Annotated in this window: 22 protein-coding genes; 9 read left to right on the top strand and 13 right to left on the bottom strand. The window is 59.8% G+C overall.

All coding sequences use genetic code 11. The annotated features are described in order from the left end of the window. Positions 1-67: 67 nt before the first annotated feature. From GDN47_RS05375 to GDN47_RS05365, 3 genes are read left to right on the top strand one after another with little or no spacing between them, the layout of a single operon-like run. The gene (locus GDN47_RS05375; RefSeq protein ID WP_113333082.1) at positions 68-760 is read left to right on the top strand and encodes a glutathione S-transferase family protein; all 693 of its coding nucleotides are present in this window, start codon (positions 68-70) and stop codon (positions 758-760) included. Beyond that, entirely contained in the window at positions 753-1,097 is a 345-nt protein-coding gene (locus tag GDN47_RS05370; protein WP_069613092.1) for an ArsR/SmtB family transcription factor, read from the top strand. The genes GDN47_RS05375 and GDN47_RS05370 overlap by 8 nt, the downstream gene beginning before the upstream one ends. Further along, positions 1,094-1,570: an SRPBCC family protein gene (locus tag GDN47_RS05365; RefSeq protein ID WP_113333081.1), complete on the top strand. Its 477-nt coding sequence runs from the start codon at positions 1,094-1,096 to the stop codon at positions 1,568-1,570. Before GDN47_RS05370 ends, GDN47_RS05365 begins: the two co-directional genes overlap by 4 nt. Here the strand turns inward: GDN47_RS05365 and GDN47_RS05360 are convergent. The 4 genes from GDN47_RS05360 to GDN47_RS05345 all read right to left on the bottom strand — a co-directional run bounded on the left by GDN47_RS05360 (position 1,567) and on the right by GDN47_RS05345 (position 5,577). Next, entirely contained in the window at positions 1,567-2,367 is an 801-nt protein-coding gene (locus GDN47_RS05360) for an ABC transporter ATP-binding protein (protein ID WP_113354595.1), read from the bottom strand. The two genes, GDN47_RS05365 and GDN47_RS05360, sit on opposite strands and share 4 nt — an antisense overlap. A gap of 10 nt (positions 2,368-2,377) precedes the next feature. Then, on the bottom strand, positions 2,378-3,214 hold the full coding sequence (gene ssuC, locus GDN47_RS05355) for an aliphatic sulfonate ABC transporter permease SsuC (RefSeq protein ID WP_145317114.1): 837 nt from the start codon (positions 3,212-3,214) through the stop codon (positions 2,378-2,380). 24 nt (positions 3,215-3,238) lie between these two features. Continuing rightward, entirely contained in the window at positions 3,239-4,414 is a 1,176-nt protein-coding gene (gene ssuD / locus GDN47_RS05350; protein WP_145630966.1) for an FMNH2-dependent alkanesulfonate monooxygenase, read from the bottom strand. Between the two features lie 194 nt (positions 4,415-4,608). Then, a complete protein-coding gene (locus GDN47_RS05345) occupies positions 4,609-5,577 on the bottom strand; it encodes an aliphatic sulfonate ABC transporter substrate-binding protein (RefSeq protein ID WP_113354593.1) in 969 nt (322 codons plus the stop codon). Between the two features lie 140 nt (positions 5,578-5,717). Here GDN47_RS05345 and GDN47_RS05340 point away from each other — a divergent pair, with 140 nt between their 5' ends. Further along, positions 5,718-6,716, top strand: coding sequence for an NAD(P)-dependent oxidoreductase (locus GDN47_RS05340; protein WP_308936543.1), 999 nt, complete (start codon positions 5,718-5,720; stop codon positions 6,714-6,716). 62 nt (positions 6,717-6,778) lie between these two features. Here GDN47_RS05340 and GDN47_RS05335 read toward each other — a convergent pair whose 3' ends face one another. The 3 genes from GDN47_RS05335 to GDN47_RS05325 all read right to left on the bottom strand — a co-directional run bounded on the left by GDN47_RS05335 (position 6,779) and on the right by GDN47_RS05325 (position 8,533). Further along, positions 6,779-7,267, bottom strand: coding sequence for an Lrp/AsnC family transcriptional regulator (locus tag GDN47_RS05335; protein ID WP_069613098.1), 489 nt, complete (start codon positions 7,265-7,267; stop codon positions 6,779-6,781). A gap of 67 nt (positions 7,268-7,334) precedes the next feature. Further along, positions 7,335-7,967, bottom strand: coding sequence for a uracil-DNA glycosylase family protein (locus GDN47_RS05330; protein WP_113354591.1), 633 nt, complete (start codon positions 7,965-7,967; stop codon positions 7,335-7,337). Then, positions 7,964-8,533, bottom strand: coding sequence for a thermonuclease family protein (locus tag GDN47_RS05325; protein WP_152092738.1), 570 nt, complete (start codon positions 8,531-8,533; stop codon positions 7,964-7,966). The genes GDN47_RS05330 and GDN47_RS05325 overlap by 4 nt, the downstream gene beginning before the upstream one ends. 123 nt (positions 8,534-8,656) lie before the next feature. Here GDN47_RS05325 and GDN47_RS05320 point away from each other — a divergent pair, with 123 nt between their 5' ends. Next, the gene (locus tag GDN47_RS05320) at positions 8,657-10,186 is read left to right on the top strand and encodes a sensor histidine kinase (protein ID WP_152092737.1); all 1,530 of its coding nucleotides are present in this window, start codon (positions 8,657-8,659) and stop codon (positions 10,184-10,186) included. 122 nt (positions 10,187-10,308) lie between these two features. Here GDN47_RS05320 and GDN47_RS05315 read toward each other — a convergent pair whose 3' ends face one another. Continuing rightward, positions 10,309-10,701, bottom strand: a complete 393-nt coding sequence (locus tag GDN47_RS05315) for a diacylglycerol kinase (protein WP_152092736.1) — start codon at positions 10,699-10,701, stop codon at positions 10,309-10,311. A gap of 186 nt (positions 10,702-10,887) precedes the next feature. Further along, the gene (gene cobT, locus GDN47_RS05310) at positions 10,888-11,904 is read right to left on the bottom strand and encodes a nicotinate-nucleotide--dimethylbenzimidazole phosphoribosyltransferase (RefSeq protein ID WP_152092735.1); all 1,017 of its coding nucleotides are present in this window, start codon (positions 11,902-11,904) and stop codon (positions 10,888-10,890) included. A gap of 127 nt (positions 11,905-12,031) precedes the next feature. On the opposite strand from cobT, the gene GDN47_RS05305 reads away from it, so the two are divergent. From GDN47_RS05305 to GDN47_RS05290, 4 genes are all read left to right on the top strand, one after another. Then, on the top strand, positions 12,032-12,808 hold the full coding sequence (locus tag GDN47_RS05305; RefSeq protein WP_152092734.1) for an adenosylcobinamide-GDP ribazoletransferase: 777 nt from the start codon (positions 12,032-12,034) through the stop codon (positions 12,806-12,808). Between the two features lie 19 nt (positions 12,809-12,827). After that, positions 12,828-13,049, top strand: a complete 222-nt coding sequence (locus tag GDN47_RS05300; RefSeq protein WP_113354587.1) for a DUF1289 domain-containing protein — start codon at positions 12,828-12,830, stop codon at positions 13,047-13,049. Next, complete coding sequence (locus tag GDN47_RS05295) at positions 13,046-13,747, top strand: retropepsin-like aspartic protease family protein (RefSeq protein ID WP_113333070.1); 702 nt, start codon at positions 13,046-13,048, stop codon at positions 13,745-13,747. The genes GDN47_RS05300 and GDN47_RS05295 overlap by 4 nt, the downstream gene beginning before the upstream one ends. A 94-nt stretch (positions 13,748-13,841) precedes the next feature. Continuing rightward, entirely contained in the window at positions 13,842-14,747 is a 906-nt protein-coding gene (locus GDN47_RS05290; RefSeq protein WP_152092733.1) for a DMT family transporter, read from the top strand. Positions 14,748-14,777: 30 nt separating this feature from the next. Here the strand turns inward: GDN47_RS05290 and GDN47_RS05285 are convergent, their stop codons facing one another. The 4 genes from GDN47_RS05285 to GDN47_RS05270 all read right to left on the bottom strand — a co-directional run bounded on the left by GDN47_RS05285 (position 14,778) and on the right by GDN47_RS05270 (position 18,398). Further along, entirely contained in the window at positions 14,778-15,302 is a 525-nt protein-coding gene (locus GDN47_RS05285; RefSeq protein ID WP_113333068.1) for a GNAT family N-acetyltransferase, read from the bottom strand. A 2-nt stretch (positions 15,303-15,304) separates the two neighbouring features. Then, positions 15,305-16,636 (bottom strand): bifunctional folylpolyglutamate synthase/dihydrofolate synthase, encoded by a 1,332-nt coding sequence (locus GDN47_RS05280; RefSeq protein WP_173002443.1) that lies wholly within the window; start codon positions 16,634-16,636, stop codon positions 15,305-15,307. A 77-nt stretch (positions 16,637-16,713) separates the two neighbouring features. Beyond that, positions 16,714-17,475: an ABC transporter permease gene (locus GDN47_RS05275; RefSeq protein WP_113333066.1), complete on the bottom strand. Its 762-nt coding sequence runs from the start codon at positions 17,473-17,475 to the stop codon at positions 16,714-16,716. Further along, on the bottom strand, positions 17,472-18,398 hold the full coding sequence (locus tag GDN47_RS05270; RefSeq protein ID WP_152092732.1) for an ABC transporter ATP-binding protein: 927 nt from the start codon (positions 18,396-18,398) through the stop codon (positions 17,472-17,474). The genes GDN47_RS05275 and GDN47_RS05270 overlap by 4 nt, the downstream gene beginning before the upstream one ends. Positions 18,399-18,567 lie beyond the last annotated feature (169 nt).

Raw genomic sequence — 18,567 nt, 5'->3', positions numbered from 1 at the left:
CCTTGCGCGGCAACCAGCAACCTGATACTTAGCCATTCAGATAAGTATCAGCTCGGAAGGTTGTCGCATGTCCCTTATTCTCTATCAGCATCCGCTCGCCTCGTTCTGCCACAAGGTCTTGATGGCGCTTTATGAGAACGGAACACCCTTCGAAAGCCGCATCATCGATCTCGGCAATGCGGAATCGCGTGCCTCGCTGGTGCGCCTCTGGCCTCTCGCCAAGTTTCCAGTCCTGCGCGATGAAGCACTCGACAGCACCGTTCCGGAGACCAGTATCATCATCGAATATCTCGACCGACATTATCCCGGCGCAACGCAGCTGTTGCCGACCGAACTTTCGGATGCCCTGTGCGTCAGGCTCTGGGATCGCTTCTTCGATCTCTATGTGCAGGAGCCGATGCAAGCGATCGTCGCGGACGTCCGCCGCACAGACGAGAATCGCAGCCCGCAAAGCGTCGCCGACGCCGAGACCTTACTGCGCACCGCCTACGGCATGATCGAAAAGCAGCTGGACGGAAAGATTTGGATCACCGGCGACAGCCTGACCATGGCGGATTGCGCCGCCGCGCCAGCTCTGTTCTACGCTGAAACCCTTGTCCCCTTCGCCAAAGAGCATGGTCGGCTGAGAGCTTATTATCAACGCCTTATCGAGCGCCCGTCCTTCGCGCGCGTATTGCAGGAAGCAATGCCTTATTTCCATATGTACCCTTATAGTGACAAGCTGCCGGCGCAGTTCCGGCCGGAAAAGCCGAATGCTTGAGGAAACACAGGCACTCGACCGGATGTTCCAAGCCCTGTCCGACCAGAGCCGGCGCGGCATGATCGACAGGCTCGGACGTGGACCGGCCTCGGTCACGGAACTGGCACAGCCGCTCGACATGGCGCTGCCGACCGTGATGAAACATCTGCAGGTGCTGGAGACGAGCGGACTGGTACTATCTGAAAAGACCGGTCGGGTGCGCACCTATCACCTGCGCAAGGAAGCGCTGGCAGCCGTCGAGCGCTGGATTGCCGAACGCAAGGCATCCTGGAACAGGACCTTCGACCGGCTCGACCTCTTTCTCGCTGATACATCGACGGAGACAACGGACGAATGAGCATCAGATCGACAGACCATACGACCATCACCATAGAGCGTTATTTCAAGGCGCCCCTGCCGAAGGTTTTCAATGCCTGGGCAATCCCCGAACAGAAGCAGCGATGGTTTGCCTGTCACGGCGAATGGAAGCAGCTGGATTTCCAGCTCGATTTCCGCACTGGCGGCAGCGAAAGCAACCGTACTGCCTCCACGGATGGCGTCGTGCATGCCTATCAGGCGCGCTATATCGACGTCGTCCAGAACGAGCGCTTCATCTATGCCTTTGACATGATGCTCGACGACGTCAGGATTTCCGTGTCGCTCGCAACGGTCAATTTTGCCTCAGAACCCGGCGGCACGAAAATGACCTTCGTCGAGCAGGTCGTTTTCCTCGACGGCTATAGCGACAATGGCTCGCGCCTCATGGGCACGGAAATCGGCTTTGACAATCTCAGGCTCTACGTCGAGGGGAACGATAGCAGGCCAAATTAACCCCGTGCGTCACCGAGGATTGCCGCCAGCAGCTGCCCTTCGAGCTCTGCCAGCGCCGGATTGCCATGGCGGCGCGGATGCGGATAGGGAATGGCAAGATCGAGCACGATCCTGCCCTCGTCCAGCACCACGACGCGATCGGCCAGATGCACGGCTTCGCTGACGTCGTGGGTAACAAGCACGGCGGTAAAGCCCAATTCACGCCAGACGCGGTTCAGCAATTCCTGCATGCTGATGCGGGTCAAAGCATCCAGCGCACCGAGCGGTTCATCGAGCGCGAGGATACCGGGCTTGCTGACAAGCGCACGGGCAAGCGCCACGCGCTGCTTCTGTCCGCCGGAAAGGCTGGACGGCCATTCGCCGGCCTTCTCGGCCAGCTGCACCTCGGAAAGAACGGCGGCCGTTTCCTTGCGTGAAATATCCTGCGGGACGCCCTCGCCCAGACCTACCGCAACATTGTCGGCGACAGAAAGCCAAGGCAGCAAACGCGGCTCCTGAAACACGATGCGCGTATTCGGTTGCGCGTCACTGCGGTCGGCTGCCTCAAAGCGCAAATGGCCCGCACTCGGCTCTTCCAGCCCCATAAGGATGCGCAGCAGCGTGCTCTTGCCGCAGCCGCTCTTGCCGATGACGGCGACGAACTGGCCGGCGGGAATATCGAGATCGATGCCGCGCAGAACGCGGTTGTTGCCGAAGCTCTTCTCCAGACCCTTAATATGGATGGCTGCGGCGCCCGTAGCCTGGGAGCCAACATTTTTGGCTTCCGCCCGTGGGCGATCGAGTGTGTTGACGCTCATGGGAAGCTCCTCAATTCTGGTAGGCCGGGTTCCAGCGCAAGGCCCTGCGCTCGATCGTCCGGGCGACGACATCAGCGAGCTTGCCGAGGATGGCGTAGATGACCAGCGTCAGCACCACGACATCCGTCATGCCGAACTCGCGGGCATTGTTGGCCATGTAGCCGATGCCCGACGATGCCGCGATCGATTCAGCCACAATCAGCGTCAGCCACATGATGCCGAGGGCAAAACGCAAACCGACAAGGATGGACGGAAGCGCGCCGGGAAAGATGACCTTCCGGAACAGCGTCCAGCTGCTCATGCCATAGACCCGTCCCATCTCGATCAGCCCGCGATCGACATTGCGCACGCCGTGATAGGTGTTGAGGTAGATCGGGAACAGCACGCCGAGCGCCGTCAGGAAGAGCTTGGATTCTTCGCCGATCCCGAACCAGAGGATGACGAGCGGCACCATGGCAAGGTGCGGAATGGTGCGCAGCATCTGCAGCGTCGTATCCGTCAGCTGTTCAGACAGCCGCGAGACACCATTGGCGATACCGAGCAGAAAGCCTATCGAGCCGCCGACCAGCAGGCCGGCGAAAGCGCGGCCGGCGCTGACGAGGATATTGTTTGGCAGCTGCCCGGAGATCGTGGTTTGCCAGAAGGCGATCACAACCGCCGCCGGCGACGGCATGATACGGGTGGAGATCCATCCAAGCGACGAGCCCAGCTGCCATCCCGCGATGACGACGATCGGCAGCAGGAACGGCAGAAATCTCTGGAACGAGATGCCTTGCCGCGCGACCCTGGCCTGGCGCGCGCGCCGTTCCGAGGCCACGCGGACGAAGGACGTGTCGAATGCCGACATGGGAATCTCCCTTTTGAGCTGGCGTTACGAGCCGGAAACGACCTTGAGATTGCCGCCATGGCTGCCGCCGGCGAAAATCTGCTTGGCGCCGAATTCGTTGCGAAACCCGGCACGCTGCTCGTCACGCTTCAACCCCAGTTCAGGGAAGAGAAGCTCTGCAACACGATAGGCTTCCTCCAGATGCGGATAGCCGGAACCGATCACGGTTTCGATACCGAGCTCCTGATATTCCCGCAGCCTCGCGGCAACCGTCTTCGGCGAGCCGACAAGCGCCGTACCCGCACCGGCGCGCACCAGACCGACGCCAGCCCAGAGGTTGGGCGACACTTCGAGCTTATCGCGACGGCCGCCGTGCAGCGCGGCCATGCGCTTCTGGCCAACGGAATCGGACTGGTTGACGAATTGCTCCTGCGCTTCGCGGATCGTCTCGTCGTCAAGCTTGGAAATCAGCTTGTCGGCCGCAGCCCATGCTTCTTCGTCCGTCTCGCGAACGATGAAATGCAGACGGATGCCGAAGCTGACTTCGCGTCCCCGTTTGGCAGCGGCCGCCCGCACCTTTGCAATTTTCTCGGCGACCTGTGCCGGCGGCTCGCCCCAGGTCAGATACTTGTCGACGCGACCGACTGAGAATTCGATGCCGGCATCGGAAGAACCGCCGAAATAGAGCGGCGGGCGCGGCGTCTGCACCGGCGGTAGGCCGAGCCTTGCATTGGTGGCCTTGATATACTTGCCCTCGAAAGTGGACGAGCCCGTCTCCAGAAGCTCTTCCCAGACATGGAAGAATTCATCGGCATGGGCGTAGCGCTCATCGTGTTCCAGATGAATGCCGTCACCGGCCAGCTCCGCCGGGCTGCCACCGACGACGATGTTGAGCAGCACGCGGCCATTCGAGACACGATCGAGCGTCGAGGCGAGACGGGCATAATAGGCAGGCGACGCCGTACCCGGGCGGATCGCCACCAGAAACTTCAGCTTTTGCGTATGTGCCGAAAGAGCTGCAGCGGTAACGAAAGATTCTTCGCAGGAAACACCAGTCGGCAAAAGCACGCCCGTATAGCCCAGCCGGTCGACTGCCTGCGCGATCTGCTGGAGATAGCCGATCTCCGGGCCGCGGTTGAGATCGGCCGTGCCCAGATAGGTGCCGTCACCGGAGGTCGGAATGAACCAGAGGAAATCGATGGGTTTTGCGGTCGCGGTCATGAAGCTTTCCTGCTTTCTGGATGCGCGTGGTCGGGAGCCACCTCCCGATGTTCGATCCGGATAGTGGCATAGACCAGGGATTATATCGACAATATGGATTTTCTAATCGCCTGTATCTGGCGAAATATTTTTGCTGATAAAGCCTACGCCCGTAGTGTTTGGGGCGCAGGCGATATCCGCGTATCTTGTCAGCCTCAGCTCGCCTTCGGCCGCCAGACGATGTCCGTGACGTTGAGCTTCTTCGGAACGATGCCAAGATTGTAGAACTCGTCAGCCAGCCCCTGCTGATAGGCGATCGCCGCATCTGTAATGGTTGAGACGCCGCCAAGATTCGCACCCGGACGCGTCAGCACCACCCGCGTCACCTCGGCCGGCACGCCGGTGATTTCGGACATGGCCTTAACGGTGTTGTCCAAATCCGATTGCGCCGCCGCCCCCACCTTGGCCAGTTCGTCGATGACGTCGATAATCACCTGCGGATTATCCTTGGTGAAATCGCCGTTCGCCAGGAAATAGCTAAAGGAATCGACGATGCCCCGCGCAGTCGCCAGGATGCGTGTATCCGGATCAGCCTCTGCAATGGCGAGATAGGGATCCCAGATCGACCAGGCGTCGATCGCGCCCGTCTTGAACGCGGCGGACGCATCCGGCGGCGCGAGATCGAGCGGCTGGACATCGTTGATACCAAGCCCACCTTTGCGAAGCGCCTTAACGGCGACGTTGTGGGCGCTGGAGCCGCGCTTGAAGGCAAGCTTCTTTCCCTTGAGATCGGCAAGCGTCTGGATCGGCGAATCCTTGCGCACGAGAATGGCGGAGCTTTCGGGGCTGCCGGTGTAAATGCCGACATAGAGCAGATTACCATTGGCAGCCTGGGCAAACAGCGGCGGCACATCGCCCGTGGCACCGAAATCGAGAGCACCGGCGCCGAGAGCTTCAAGTAGCGGCGGACCGGATGTGAATTCCGACCATTCCACGGATATGCCGCGATCGGAAAGGCGCTTTTCCAGCGCCCCTTCGCGCTTCGCCAATGCCAATACGCTGTTCTTCTGCCAGCCAATCCGAAGCGTCGTGGCTGCGGCCGCACGTGACTGTCGAACGGAAGGTAAAGCGAAAGCTGCCGCCGTCGCACCCAGAAGGCCGAGTGTCTGTCTGCGCGAAATCATCGAAGATCCCTTTTCATGAGGCCTCGGCGCTTCCGCGGCCATCGGCTCGTTGTCGATGGCTTAAGATCGCAAATCCATAGATTATATCGACAAAGGAAATTATGAAAATTCGCAATGAGAGCGAAATTTCATTCCAATAAATGAAAAAATTGGAAATGAGATTTCAAATCATATGCCATGGTGACAAGTTGCCCGACAAATCGGTCTTTCGTCTCTCTGGCCTTTCGGCTAAGCCTTCGAAACAAATTCGATCACGGAGTTATGAAATGGCAAAGGTCTCATTCATCGGCATGGGCGTCATGGGCTATCCCATGGCCGGACATTTGAAGGTCAAGGGTGGGCATGACGTCACCGTCTATAACCGCACCACCGCCAAGGCCGAGGCATGGGCCAAACAATATGACGGCATGTTTGCCCCTACCCCAGCTGAGGCCGCTGAAGGTGCCGATTTCGTCTTCACCTGCGTCGGCAATGACGACGACCTGCGCTCGGTGACGACAGGCGAGAACGGCGTCCTTTCAACCATGAAGGCGGGCTCCGTGCTCATCGACAACACGACGGCGAGCGCTGAAGTCGCCCGCGAACTCTACGCCGCCGCAAAGGAAAAAGGCGTCGACTTCATCGACGCCCCGGTTTCCGGCGGACAGGCGGGCGCGGAAAACGGCGTGCTGACCGTCATGTGCGGCGGTGACGAAGTCGTCTTCGAGAAGGCTCACCCTGTCATCGACGCCTATGCCCGCATGGTCGGCCTGATGGGGCCTGTCGGCGCGGGACAACTGACCAAGATGATTAACCAGATCTGCATTGCCGGTATCGTCCAAGGCCTGGCCGAAGGCATTCATTTCGGCAAGCAGGCAGGGCTCGATATCGAAAAGGTCGTTGAGGTCATTTCCAAGGGTGCCGCCGGCTCCTGGCAGATGGAGAACCGCCACAAGACCATGATTTCGGGCAAATATGATTTCGGCTTCGCAGTGGACTGGATGCGCAAGGATCTCAGCATCGTGCTCGAGGAAGCCCGCCGCAACAAAGCCAAGCTGCCGCTCACCGCCCTCGTCGATCAATTCTACGGCGACGTCCAGGCGATGGGAGGCAATCGCTGGGATACCTCCTCGCTGCTCGCGCGCCTGGACAAGAAGTAAAGGGCCGCAGCGAAATCAGCGGCTTCTTCTGAGCGCCTCTTCAAAACGGCGCTCAGTTCATGTCAGTCCTCGTTGGACTTGGCATTTTCCAGCAGCATGTAATCGAGCGGCAGTTCCGTCGAGTACTTGATCTGCTCCATCGCGAAAGCCGAGGAGACGTCTCGGATTTCGATCTTGGCGATCATGCGCTTGTAGAAAGCGTCATAGGCAGCGATATCCGGAACGACGACGCGCAGAAGATAGTCGACATCGCCGCTCATGCGATAGAATTCCACCACTTCCGGGAAATCAGCGATCACTTCCGAAAAGCGCTTCAGCCATTCGATGGAGTGGCTGTTGGTGCGGATGGACACGAAAACCGTGACCTTCGTGTTGACCTTTTCCGGATCGAGCAAGGCCACGCGACGGCGAATGACGCCATCCTCTTCCATCTTCTGGATGCGGCGCCAGCAGGGCGTCGTCGAGAGACCGACCTTCTTGGCAAGATCGGCTACGGCCAGAGTGGAATCCTCCTGCAGCAGGCGCAGGATTTTGCGGTCAAGACGGTCCATTTAAAGCATCCCTTCGAATTATATTCTCTCTATAGCTTATTTTTAGCGATAGAAAAGAAACTTTTTCTCAAGGAAGCAGGCTTTTCACACGTTGTTGCAAAACGGGAAGCAACTCGGCCTCGAACCAGGGGTTTCGTTTCAGCCAGCCGCTGTTGCGCCAACTTGGATGCGGCAATGGCAGGACGGACGGCGACCGGTTGGTTAGAAGGTAACGCCGCCACTGCGCGACCGTCTCGGTCATCGACCCCATGCGCTCCGCCCCAAGATGCCAAGCCTGAGCATATTGACCGATCGTCAGGATCAATTCGATCTGCGGCATCGCATCCATCGCCCGCTGCCGCCACAACGGCGCACACTCCTTGCGCGGCGGCAGATCGCTTCCCGCCTTGTCATAGCCCGGAAAGCAGAAGCCCATGCCCATTATGGCGAAGTGGTCCGGATTGTAGAAACTCTCGCGATCCACGGCGAGCCACTGACGCAAACGGTCACCCGAGGCATCGTTGAATGGCAGGCCGCTCTCGTGAACGCGCAATCCCGGCGCCTGCCCTGCGATGAGTATCCGCGCAGTCGACGATAGTGTCGCAACCGGACGCGGCTCATGTGGCAGGCGATCCGCCTCGCCCTTGGCCGGTGCGTCCCGACAGAGACGGCAGGCCGCAATCGCGGAACGCAGGATCTGCAATTCGCTCTCCTGCTTCATGGGGCGCTCCATCCGACAAGCTGGCGCAAATAGCCGAACAATCCGGCAATCGCATCATTGCCATCAGCCATACGCTCCTCGCGCCTATAGTCGCTAGGCTTCTCGAAATCACTGGCCCAAAGCCCGGCTTTCGCTTGCCGCGCAATGCGCTCCTCGCTTGCATAGGCACCATAGGAAACCGCCATGCCATTGCGCACCATCGCGGCGTTGATATCGAGATCGCCGGCGACGCATGTCACCAGCAGGCGACCATAACGATCCCTCTCCCGCCCCCGGCATTGGGGCGCTCCCGTCTTAATAATTGTGGCAAGCGCCTTGCGCGCTTCTTCGCCACAGGCCCAATCCGCGCCATTGCGTTGGCAGCGCTGCCGATATTCGGGAGCATCGATGCCTTTCAGCCTCAAGCGTTCGCCGTTGGCGAAAAGCGTGTCGCCGTCAATGACATAAAACTTGCCGTTTTGAACGATTTCCGGTCGATTGTTCATCTTCAACGCGAATAATGCGAGAATGGCAAGCAGCGCGAAAGTGACCACGCCGTCACGAAACAGGCGGCCCGACCGCACCACGTTGTTGCCTCCTTTAAGAACAAATCCTTGGCGAAGATGGCAAACAAATCATTTCGGCGCAGCATCTTCTTAAGATTTGAAGGCTAGTGTGTAGCCTCAGGCAGGCCAAGTTTCAATGTAACCATGAGCACCGGCGTCAGCACATCGACAGATAAAAACATTGTCGACCGATCGCGCAGTCACCGTAACCGGGCTGTGTCGAAGGCCGTGCGGCAAACGCGCGAACGCCTGCAAAGCGGCCATAGCCGCAATTTCGATCGCGAACTGATGATGATGCACATCGACACCTTGCGGCAGAGTGCTGCCGTCGTGCCGATCTTCGTTATCGTGGTCGCCGTTCTCGGCGTCTACCTCACACATGATGCCGGCATTCTCTTCTGGACCATTCCGATCCTGACGGCCCATGCCATCAACATGCTGATCGGACGGCGCGCCAAGAAGCAGGAAATGTCGGCTGAAAGCGCCAGAAAGTGGCGACAGCTGCTCTTGCTGGGGCAATTGCTCGTCGGCTGCTGCTGGGCGCTCTTCACGATGCAAAATTGTGCGACCTGCGGTGGCGACAGTTTCGCCTTCTACAAAGGGACGACGCTGCTTGCGGCGATCTGCATCACGGCCATGTCCAGCTTCATGTTGCCGCGGGCTGTTCCATTTTCCTTCGCACCGGCGACCGTCGCACTGGCCGTGGCCGCGATCCTCACGCGAAGACCCTCCGATATCGCCCTCACTGCAGCCATTTCGGTTGCCGTGATATTCTTCAGCTTCATCACCAACCGCATGTATCAGTCGAACCTGAAGATCCTCTCCTTCCAATCGGAGAAGGACGATCTGATTGCAGAGCTGGAAGTCGCGAAGTCGATGTCGGATGAAGCGCGCCGGCGTGCCGAGGAAGCAAACCTTGCCAAATCGCGCTTTCTTGCTTCCATGTCGCATGAGCTTAGAACGCCGCTGAATGCGATCCTCGGCTTTTCCGAGGTCATGTCGGCGGAGGTCATGGGGCCGCTCAACAATCCGACCTATCGCGAATACACCAGTGATATTCATCGATCCGGCCAGCACCTGCTCAACCTGATCAACGAAATCCTCGATCTCTCGCGCATCGAGGCCGGCAAATACGAGCTGAACGAGGAAGCGATTTCCCTCCTCGATATTGCTGAGGATTGCATCGGCATGGTGCAGTTGCGCGCCCGCGCCAAAAACATTTCGATCTCATCGCAATTCGAAGCGCAGCTGCCTTCCGTCTGGGCCGATGAGAAATCGATGCGCCAGGTGATCCTTAATCTCCTGTCGAATGCGGTGAAATTCACGCCGCAAGGCGGCGAGATCAGCGTCAAGGTTGGCTGGACGGCCGGCGGCGGCGAATATGTCGCGATCAAGGATAACGGTCCGGGCATTCCCGAAGAGGAGATCCCGATTGTCCTGTCCGCCTTTGGTCAGGGCTCCATCGCCATCAAGAGCGCCGAACAGGGCACTGGCCTTGGTCTGCCGATCGTACAGGCCATTCTTGCCAAGCATGACGGTCAGTTCATGCTGAAATCAAAGCTACGGGAAGGCACGGAGGTCATTGCCATATTGCCGCCCAAGCGCGTGCTGCAAAGTCTGCCGGCGGTCGAGGACGCGCCGCTCGCCGAACGGCGCAAGAAGAGCTTCGCTTAAACGCAGCTCGGGTGCTGATCGCTAGACGCGCCAGCTTTTCACGGAATCTCTGAACCGCACTATCTCTTTGTTGTCTCGCAATTCCGGACGGAAGACCGCTACGCACTTTTCCTGGAATTGCTTTAGCGAAACAGCAGATGGCTGCCGATAACATAAAGAAAGTAGATGCCGGAGGCGACCAGCATGCAGAGAACGGCAAACGAGCCGAGGTCCTTGGCATGTTTGCCGACGTTGGAAATCTCCGGCGAGATCCGGTCGATCACCTCTTCCACCGCCGTATTCATGGCCTCAACTGCGAAGACGGCGAGGAACAGCACCATCGCGATGACGATCTCGCCGATGGTCGCACCGACCGCAATCAACAGGATCAGTCCCACCCCGGCAAAAAGCAGTTCCTGGCGAAAGGCCGATTCCTGCAACAGCCGCTGAAATCCGCCCCAGGAGTAGCCTGCAGCGGCGAAAAAATGCCGAATTCCAGTCTCCTTGTTGACCGCAGATTTTGAAAACTCAGCCATTCGCGCTCCGCCCGTAGTGTCCCGGTTGCAATCTGGATGCCTTGCGAATACCGCCTCGCCGTGGGCGAAGCAAGGCGACGCCGCTCGCCGCCTTCAAAATTCATTGCAGATTTATGACGAGAAACCGATCATCTACAGGAAATTGAGGCGGCGAAACGCTTATTTCAACGTCTCGCCGCCAAGTTTTCAGTGCTTGTTCGTAACCCCGGCGCTTTCGAACGTCGCCATGCCCGAATGGCAGGCTGCCGCAGCCTTGACGATGCCGGCCGCCAGTGCAGCCCCCGTACCTTCGCCAAGCCGCATGCCGAGCGCCAGAAGCGGTGTCTTTCCAAGCTTCTCGATGGAGCGGAGATGACCCGGCTCGACCGAGACGTGCCCGATCAGGCAATGGTCGAGCGCAGAGGGATTGGCGGCCTTGAGAATGGAAGCGGCAGCCGTCGCGACATAACCGTCAATGATAACAGGGATCCGTTCCATGCGTGCGGCGAGAATGGCGCCGGCCATCGCCGCGATCTCGCGGCCGCCGAGGCGGCGCAGGATTTCCAGCGGATCGTTGAGATGATCGCGATGCAGCGCCACCGCCTTCTCGACGGCAGCGATCTTGCGCTTCAGCATCTCACCTTCCGAGCCGGTGCCTGGGCCAACCCAGTCTTCGGCCTTGCCGCCATAGAGCGCGTAATGAATGGCCGCGGCGATCGTGGTGTTGCCGATGCCCATTTCGCCGATGCAGAGCAGGTCGGTACCGCCGGCGATCGCCTCCATGCCAAAGGCCATGGTCGCGGCACAGTCGCGCTCGCTCAATGCCGGTTCTTCGGTGATATCGCCCGTCGGGAAATCGAGGGCGAGGTCGAAGACCTTGAGGCCGAGATCGTAGGCAACGCAGATCTGGTTGATCGCGGCTCCGCCGGCTGCGAAGTTTTCCACCATCTGCTGGGTTACGGAAGGCGGAAACGGCGTAATTCCCTGCTTGGTGACGCCGTGATTGCCGGCAAAGATCGCCACCAGCGGCCGGGTCACGGCCGGCGCACGACCGGTCCAGGCGGCCAGCCAGAAAGCGATTTCTTCCAGTCTTCCAAGCGCGCCGGGCGGCTTGGTGAGCTGCGCATCACGTTCGCGCGCGGCCACGAGCGCCCGGGCATCCGGGCCTGGAAGGTCGCGCAGCAATGCGCGGAAATCGTCGAATGGGAGGCCGCTGACGCTCATGAATGCGTTCCTTGTCTTTTGGTCTCAAATCGGGTTCTTTGCGTGCGACTCTATTAGTCCTGGGAATCGGTGCGAACAACTCCAAAAGCGCCCGATGCTGTCGCGCGTATGGCGGGGAGAGGAAGAAATGCGGGAATATATGCGTGACATCGCGCGCGCCGTCGCTTTCTTGAGCCGCGTTCCCGTGCCGTCGTCCTTCTTCGAAGGCCATGACGGCAAGCTCTCGCGCGTTTCACGCGCTTTTCCCGTTGCTGGCCTGCTGATCGCCCTGCCCTCGGCGCTGACGTTCAGCGTGCTACTCGCCCTCAGCGCCGATCCGTTGATGGCCGCATTGCTGGCGCTTGCCGTGCAGACGATCCTGACCGGCGCCCTCCATGAAGACGGGCTCAGCGACACGGCGGACGGATTGGGCGGCGGCAAGGATCGCGAGCGCGCGCTCGAAATCATGAAGGATAGCCGCATCGGCACTTATGGGGCGGCAGCGTTGATACTGTCGTTCGGATTGCGGGCGGCGGCACTTGCAGCCATCGCCCGGCATCTGCCGCCTGAGGACGCCGCTGTCGCAATTCTCGCCGCGGCCACCTTGAGCCGCGGTGCCATGGTCTGGCATTGGTACGCCCTGCCATCCGCGAAACCGGATGGGATCGCGGCATCGGCAGGCAAGCCGGATGGCGATGCCATGCAGCTGGCGCTGATTGCGACATTGGGCCTCGCGATACTGCTCGTCGGTCCCGCCATGGGCGTTCCGGCGTTAGTTGGCTGCCTTCTCACGACGAGCGTCGCGACATTTCTTGCCACAAGATATGTCCGTCAGAAAGTGACCGGCCATACGGGCGATACGATCGGCGCGACTCAGCAGATTTGCGAGATCGCTTCCCTCTGTACCCTTGCCATGTGCATTTGAAGCATCGATATATGATCCCATGCTGACACCTTGCATCCTCGTCTGTTCCATCGACCAGAATACCGGCTATTGCTTCGGCTGCGGCCGCACATCGGCCGAAATCGGCGCGTGGATGAGCTATAGCGACGACGAGCGCCGTCAGATCATGGAAGTGCTTCCGGAGCGCCTGACCAAAGTCGAGCGCAAGCCGCGCCGGGAGACGCGCCGCCAAAGGATGGCACGGGAGCGCAGCGCCGTATGAACCGCCTGAACATCGTTCTCGCCATTCTCGGCATCGGCCTCGCACTGCTCATCTTCAACAATAACACCGGCTCCACCTTCGGCATGCGCAACGACGACTTCGCGCGTGTCGTCTATCTCCTGCCGATCGCTCTGATGATGAGCGCCGCAGTGTGGGCGAGCCGGCATACGGTCAGCCAGTCGATCCGCAATCTGCTGATCTGGTTCGTCATCATCATGGCGCTCGCGACCGCTTATATCTATCGCTACGATGCCCAACAGGTCGGCAATCGCGTCTTCGCCGGCCTTATGCCCGGCCATGCCGTTGTCGTCACGACGAGCGAAGGCGGTCAGGAAGTCATCCTTCACAAGCGCTCGAACGGGCATTTCGAAGCACGGGTCACGATCAATGGCCAGCCGATCGACATGCTGATCGACACCGGCGCCAGCACCATCGCCTTATCGCAAGAGGACGCCGAGCGCGTCGGCATCATTCCGGAAAACCTCACCTATTCGCAGACAGTGTTGACCGCCAACGGCCGCGCCAGGGCGGCTCCCGTGGAACTTGGCTCCGTGGCAATCGGCCCGATCAAGCGCAGGGATGTCGAGGCGAGCGTGGCGGAAGCGGGCAAGCTCGATCAGAGCCTGCTCGGGATGAGCTTTCTCGAAACCCTGGGGTCGATGCAGATGCAAACCGACGAGCTTCGGCTGCGTGATTGATGAACCGAACGCGATAGTTCGATTGGGAGCGAAGCATTCGCCGATCTCTTCGCTCTATAAGACGGCATGTCCAAATCTTACAAGAGTGCCCCCTATGACGCCGGCAAGACCTAACCTGACGACCGAACTGCTTCTCCTCCTCGCCCTCGCCACCTGCTGGGGTGCCTCCTACACCTTCATCCGCATCGGCGTAGCAACCATCCCGCCGGTCACGCTGATCGCCGCCCGCACCTTGATCGCCGGCCTTGTTCTGCTTGCGATCATTCGCTGGCGTGGTCTGAACCTGCCGCGCGACGCCGCCACCTGGAAGCGCTTCCTCATTCAATCCTGCCTCAACAGCGCCATCCCTTTCACGCTGATCGCCTGGGCGGAACAGACTGTCGATGCCGGCCTTGCGACCATATTGAATTCCACGACGCCGATTTTCGCCTTTCTGATTGCCGCCTTCCTGTTGCGCAGCGAACCGTTGACGGGCCGCAAGCTTTTCGGCGTGATTACTGGCATGGCCGGTATCTGCCTGATCATCGGCCTCGATGCGCTGCATGGAATGGGCCGCCAGCTGCTGCCACAGCTTGCCGTCGTCGCGGCATCGATCTGCTATGCCTGTGCCGCACTGTTCGGCCGAAATTTCAAGGGGCTGGACCCGATGATGCCGGCAGCCGGCTCTCTGCTTTGCGGTGCCGCTCTCCTGATCCCGGCGAGCCTGATTGTCGAACATCCCTGGCAGATTGCGCCGTCGACAGCCTCAATCCTGGCCCTGCTCGGCCTGTCGGTCGTCTCCACCGCGCTTGCCTTCAGCATCTATTTCCGGCTTATCCAGACCCTCGGCTCGGTCGGCACGACGGCACAAGCCTATCTGCGCGTCCCGATCGGCGTCACCATCGGCGTCGTCTTCCTTGGCGAACCTCTGTCTCCGACCGCAGCCATAGGTCTTGTCTGTGTCGTGGCTGGCGTCATGGCCATGACCATCGCCCCACGCAAGTGGATCGCAGCCGGGTGAAATCCCCGTTCATCGGCTTGCATGGGACAATCAGATCAGAACGGACAAGTCGTCCCATGCAAAAATGAAATTGTCGGAACGCCAGACCGGACCCGGATCCGTGTACCGACCGATCAATTGCCCTCCGAGCGCACGATAAAAGGCAATCGCCGATTCATTGCCGACGACCACACCTAGCGCCGCACCCGAATAGCCCATGGATAAAAGTTCCCGCGCCAATTCTCGCATCAGACGACGGCCAAGTCCCTGGCGTTTGATGGAAGCATCGATATAGAGCGACTTAATCTCGCCTCGCCCCTCGAATATGGCATCGGACGGCGCGTTGATCGCACCGATACCGACAAGTCGCCCGCCCTGCTCGGCCAAAAGCACGCGCTGATCCCTACGGGGATTTGCGAGTATATCCGCCCACCGCACACGGCGGAAATCCTCGTCGAGAGCCTGATAAATCTCAGCAGACACTAGGTCGCGATAGGTGTCGCACCAGATCGCGCGATGCAGCCTCGCCATCTCGGCGACATCATTGGCAAGAGCAGGCCTGATCGTAATTTCCATCGTCACCCTGCACTCCCCCGGACAGTGCCGCGCAGAGCGCCGACAAGATAGAGCGAGCCCGTCACCAGAATCCAGCCGCCCGCCTCCGCAGCTTTCGCGACGGCATGATGAAGCGCTTTCTGCGGGTTGGGCTCGGCTTCGCAGGCCATACCCATCGAGATCGCCAATGCCTCCAGCTCGCTCGCCGCATGGGCGCGCCCCGATCCGGACGCTTCTGTAAAGACCGCATGGGCCACGTATCGCGAGAGCACGTTCAAGAAGCCGGGAGCATCCTTGTCGGATGCAAGTGCGACAACCGCGATGCAATCGCCGCTGACGCTGGACGAGCGCGTGATATCGCGCAGGACTGCTTCGATATTGAATGGCACATGCGCGCCATCCATGATGACGGGCAAGCTCTGTCGCCCGCTTCGAAGCGTGGGTGGTAGGGCAAGGTCGAAGCGCTCCATCCGTCCCGGCAGCCGCGCCTTGTCGATGACGGCCGGTTCGAGCAGCCACGCGCCGACCGGCTGCCCCTTTTTGCCCGCCGTCTGCACGCTCTCGCCTTGTCGTCCCAGATGATCGAACACAAGGCCGACCAGCGAGATATTCGTCTCCGCAATCGTCGCGTCTTCGGGAAGATCGGTTCGCAGGACCTGGCAGCCAAGCTCATCGGCACGCTGCTGCAAGACCTTTCCCGCGGCATCGTCGATAGCAAGCGTGGTGGCAAGCGTGGCGCCGGACTTCAATATGCCGACCTTCTCACCCGCGATCGCCTCGCGCGTGACCCCAAGAATTTCCGTGTGCTCCAGCCCGATATTCGTGACGATGGCAACTTCGCCGAAGGCGACATTGGTGGAATCCAACCTGCCGCCAAGGCCGACCTCGATGACGGCCCAGTCCAAGCCGACCTCTTTGAACACGAGGAATGCAGCGGCCGTAATCACATCGAACCAGGTCGCATCTTCACCCGCCGTCGCGGCCTGCTTTGCGCCCTCGTAGCCATCCAGAACCTGCATGATCGCCGTCGCCAGCGCATCATCCTCGACTTCCTGGCCAAGAATACTGACACGCTCGTTCACCCGGTCGACATGCGGCGATGCGTAGCGACCGACGCGCCAGCCGGCCCGCAGTAATCCCGCTTCGAGGAGTGCTGAAACCGATCCCTTGCCCTTGGTGCCGGCAACGTGGATGGCGCGAAAGCTGCGATGCGGATTGCCCAGGCGCTGCATGAGGTCGAGCATCGGCTCAAGACCGACCCGCATCTCCCCGCGCGGCTTGCGCTCCCAGTTGGTCAGCTGATCGAGCCGGGAGAGTGCTTGGGGCAGCGAGGGATTGAGATGAGCCTGCGACATTGGATGCTTTCCTGGACCATTTTGTTGCGGCTGCAAAAGCCACGGGCCTTCTTAAGCTCGCCAGGCTAGCACCGCCATCAATTTCTCAAACGATATCCTGTGCGGAAAATCCATCCCAGGATGACCAGACAGACGACGAGGAAAAGCGTGATCATGGCAAGGCTCAAGCCAGGATTGACATCTGCGATGCCGTAGAAGCTCCAGCGGAAACCACTGACCAGATATAGGACCGGATTGAGATGGCTGACCGCCTGCCAGAAGGGCGGCAGCATGTTGATCGAATAGAAGCTGCCGCCGAGGAAGGTCAGCGGCGGCACGACCAGCATCGGGATGAGGTTCAGCTGCTCGAAATTTCCGGCCCAGATGCCGATCATGAAGCCGAACAGGCTGAAGGTGACTGCCGTCAGCACGAAGAACAGGATCATCATGAACGGATGCTCAATCCTGATCTCGACGAAGAAACTTGCCGTGGCGAGAATGATCAGGCCAATCAGCATCCCCTTGGTCGCCGCCGCGCCCACATAACCGAGCACGATCTCGGTCATGGCGACAGGCGCCGATAGCACCTCGTAGATGGTACCGGTGAACTTCGGGAAGTAGATGCCGAAGGAGCCGTTGCTGATGCACTGGCCGAGCAAGGTCAGCATGATCAGGCCGGGCGTGATGAACGCCCCATAGGAAACGCCCTCGACCAGGTTGATGCGCGAACCGATCGCGGCACCGAAGACGATGAAATAGAGCGATGTGGAAATGACTGGTGAGACGACGCTCTGCAGCAGAGTGCGGCGCGTGCGGGCCATTTCGAACGAATAGATAGACTTGATCGCTTCGAAGTTCATTTGCCTGCCTCCACCAGCGATACGAAAATATCCTCGAGCGAACTCTGGCGCGTCGAAAGATCTTTGAAATGAATTCCCTCGGCAGCGAGTTTCGACAGCAGAGCCGCAATGCTCGACTGCTCGTGCTGTGCATCGAAATCATAAATGAGCGTCAGGCCGTTCGGCCCCAGCGAAAGCCCGTTGCCGTCGAGGGACTGCGGTACGGCGTGGAGCGGCTCGTTCAGATCGAGAATGAGCTGCTTGCGGCCCAGCTTGGCCATCAGCGCCTTCTTCTCCTCCACAAGCAGCAGCTCGCCGCCATTGATGACGCCGACGCGATCGGCAGCCTCCTCGGCCTCTTCGATGTAATGCGTCGTCAAAATGATGGTCACGCCGGATGCGCGCAGGCGCTCGACCACATGCCACATGTCCTTGCGCAACGTCACGTCAACACCGGCCGTCGGCTCGTCGAGGAAGAGGATCTCCGGCTCATGCGACAGCGCCTTGGCGATGAGCACGCGCCGCTTCATGCCGCCGGAAAGCTGGCGAAGCATGTTGTCTTTCTTCTCCCAGAGCGAGAGATCGCGCAAGATCCTCTCGATATATTGGGGGTTCGGCTTCTTGCCGTGAAGCCCGCGCGAGAAACTTACCGTATTCCAGACGGTTTCGAACTGATCGGTGGTCAACTCCTGCGGCACGAGACCGATGAGGCTGCGCGTGGCGCGGAAATCGCGCACGACGTCATAACCGCCCACGGTCACGGACCCACCGCTTGGATTGGCAATCCCGCAGACGATGGAAATCAGCGTCGTCTTGCCCGCGCCATTCGGCCCCAGCAGCGCCAGGATTTCGCCCCGCTCGATATCGAGATCAATGCCCTTCAGCGCCTGGAATCCGTTGGCATAGGTTTTCGTAAGATTGCGTATGGAAATGATCGCAGCCATAGTCAGGCAAAGTCCGGCTTTTGTGATGAATTTCGCGGCGTTTGCCCGCTATATAGCCGGTCTTGGGCTTTTACCACCCCACGGTAGTGAAACACAGCGTTCGTCTAAGCGGAATAAGCTGTCATCAAATCGTGACCTTCGTCGGGCATATAGCTCCTTAGGTGAGCAA

Origin of the sequence: Martinezella dioscoreae (assembly GCF_009176305.1) — a bacterium.
GTDB classification, from domain to species: Bacteria; Pseudomonadota; Alphaproteobacteria; order Rhizobiales; family Rhizobiaceae; genus Rhizobium; species Rhizobium dioscoreae.
The sequence above is the reverse complement of the archived record's forward strand: the minus strand, read 5'-3'. Positions and strand labels throughout refer to the sequence as shown.

Excerpts from the sequence above, each read along its gene's own strand:
- GDN47_RS05375 (WP_113333082.1), top strand. The coding sequence starts at position 68 with ATGTCCCTTATTCTCTATCAGCATCCGCTCGCCTCGTTCTGCCACAAG.
- GDN47_RS05370 (WP_069613092.1), top strand. The coding sequence starts at position 753 with ATGCTTGAGGAAACACAGGCACTCGACCGGATGTTCCAAGCCCTGTCC.
- GDN47_RS05365 (WP_113333081.1), top strand. The coding sequence starts at position 1,094 with ATGAGCATCAGATCGACAGACCATACGACCATCACCATAGAGCGTTAT.
- GDN47_RS05360 (WP_113354595.1), bottom strand. The coding sequence starts at position 2,367 with ATGAGCGTCAACACACTCGATCGCCCACGGGCGGAAGCCAAAAATGTT.
- ssuC (WP_145317114.1), bottom strand. The coding sequence starts at position 3,214 with ATGTCGGCATTCGACACGTCCTTCGTCCGCGTGGCCTCGGAACGGCGC.
- ssuD (WP_145630966.1), bottom strand. The coding sequence starts at position 4,414 with ATGACCGCGACCGCAAAACCCATCGATTTCCTCTGGTTCATTCCGACC.
- GDN47_RS05345 (WP_113354593.1), bottom strand. The coding sequence starts at position 5,577 with ATGATTTCGCGCAGACAGACACTCGGCCTTCTGGGTGCGACGGCGGCA.
- GDN47_RS05340 (WP_308936543.1), top strand. The coding sequence starts at position 5,718 with ATGAAAAAATTGGAAATGAGATTTCAAATCATATGCCATGGTGACAAG.
- GDN47_RS05335 (WP_069613098.1), bottom strand. The coding sequence starts at position 7,267 with ATGGACCGTCTTGACCGCAAAATCCTGCGCCTGCTGCAGGAGGATTCC.
- GDN47_RS05330 (WP_113354591.1), bottom strand. The coding sequence starts at position 7,967 with ATGAAGCAGGAGAGCGAATTGCAGATCCTGCGTTCCGCGATTGCGGCC.
- GDN47_RS05320 (WP_152092737.1), top strand. The coding sequence starts at position 8,657 with ATGAGCACCGGCGTCAGCACATCGACAGATAAAAACATTGTCGACCGA.
- GDN47_RS05315 (WP_152092736.1), bottom strand. The coding sequence starts at position 10,701 with ATGGCTGAGTTTTCAAAATCTGCGGTCAACAAGGAGACTGGAATTCGG.
- cobT (WP_152092735.1), bottom strand. The coding sequence starts at position 11,904 with ATGAGCGTCAGCGGCCTCCCATTCGACGATTTCCGCGCATTGCTGCGC.
- GDN47_RS05305 (WP_152092734.1), top strand. The coding sequence starts at position 12,032 with ATGCGGGAATATATGCGTGACATCGCGCGCGCCGTCGCTTTCTTGAGC.
- GDN47_RS05300 (WP_113354587.1), top strand. The coding sequence starts at position 12,828 with ATGCTGACACCTTGCATCCTCGTCTGTTCCATCGACCAGAATACCGGC.
- GDN47_RS05295 (WP_113333070.1), top strand. The coding sequence starts at position 13,046 with ATGAACCGCCTGAACATCGTTCTCGCCATTCTCGGCATCGGCCTCGCA.
- GDN47_RS05290 (WP_152092733.1), top strand. The coding sequence starts at position 13,842 with ATGACGCCGGCAAGACCTAACCTGACGACCGAACTGCTTCTCCTCCTC.
- GDN47_RS05285 (WP_113333068.1), bottom strand. The coding sequence starts at position 15,302 with ATGGAAATTACGATCAGGCCTGCTCTTGCCAATGATGTCGCCGAGATG.
- GDN47_RS05280 (WP_173002443.1), bottom strand. The coding sequence starts at position 16,636 with ATGTCGCAGGCTCATCTCAATCCCTCGCTGCCCCAAGCACTCTCCCGG.
- GDN47_RS05275 (WP_113333066.1), bottom strand. The coding sequence starts at position 17,475 with ATGAACTTCGAAGCGATCAAGTCTATCTATTCGTTCGAAATGGCCCGC.
- GDN47_RS05270 (WP_152092732.1), bottom strand. The coding sequence starts at position 18,398 with ATGGCTGCGATCATTTCCATACGCAATCTTACGAAAACCTATGCCAAC.